This is a genomic window from Pseudomonas sp. SB113 (assembly GCF_040754745.1).
Classification (GTDB): domain Bacteria; phylum Pseudomonadota; class Gammaproteobacteria; order Pseudomonadales; family Pseudomonadaceae; genus Aquipseudomonas; species Aquipseudomonas grimontii.
In genome coordinates this window covers 1-496 of sequence record NZ_JBFMHW010000117.1, presented here as the reverse complement: position 1 = coordinate 496, position 496 = coordinate 1, and the positions used below count along the sequence as shown (strand labels likewise).

1 protein-coding gene is annotated in these 496 nt (G+C 57.5%); it reads left to right on the top strand.

Translation table 11 applies throughout. The annotated features are described in order from the left end of the window. On the top strand, window positions 1–407 hold a 407-nt coding region (locus AB1462_RS31735), incomplete at its 5' end, for a GMC oxidoreductase (RefSeq protein WP_367249036.1). Window positions 408–496 lie beyond the last annotated feature (89 nt).

Below are 496 nucleotides of genomic sequence, written 5' to 3'. Positions count from 1 at the left end.
CTTTAAGCGAGCGCGAGGACGGGGCAGCACTACCGCGCCTGAGCGTCGATTTTCATTTCCAGAAGCAGGATGTCGAATCGGTCGTCCGGTCTCACGAAATCATCGATGAATGGCTTCAAAGCGAGGGAATCGGCCGACTTCACTATCTGACCGCACCCGAACGCCGCGATGAAGCCGTGCTCAATCAGGCGCTGGATGGCTATCATCAGATCGGGCTGACGCGGATGTCGGAAAGCCAATCGACCGGCGTGGTCGATCGCAACTGCCGGGTTCACGATGTCGCGAATCTATTCGTCGCAGGAAGCTCGGTGTTTCCGACTGCGGGACAGGCAAACCCGACGCTTCCCGCGGTAGCGCTCGCCTTGCGGCTCGCAGATCATCTCGGAAATCTGGTAAAACGCGTCTAAGCGCTTTACTTGTCGCAGGTCTGCTTTGGCGCAGGCTTGAACAGCGAAAGATTGACCAGCTTACCCGTCATGGAAAACTCGCCGTAATC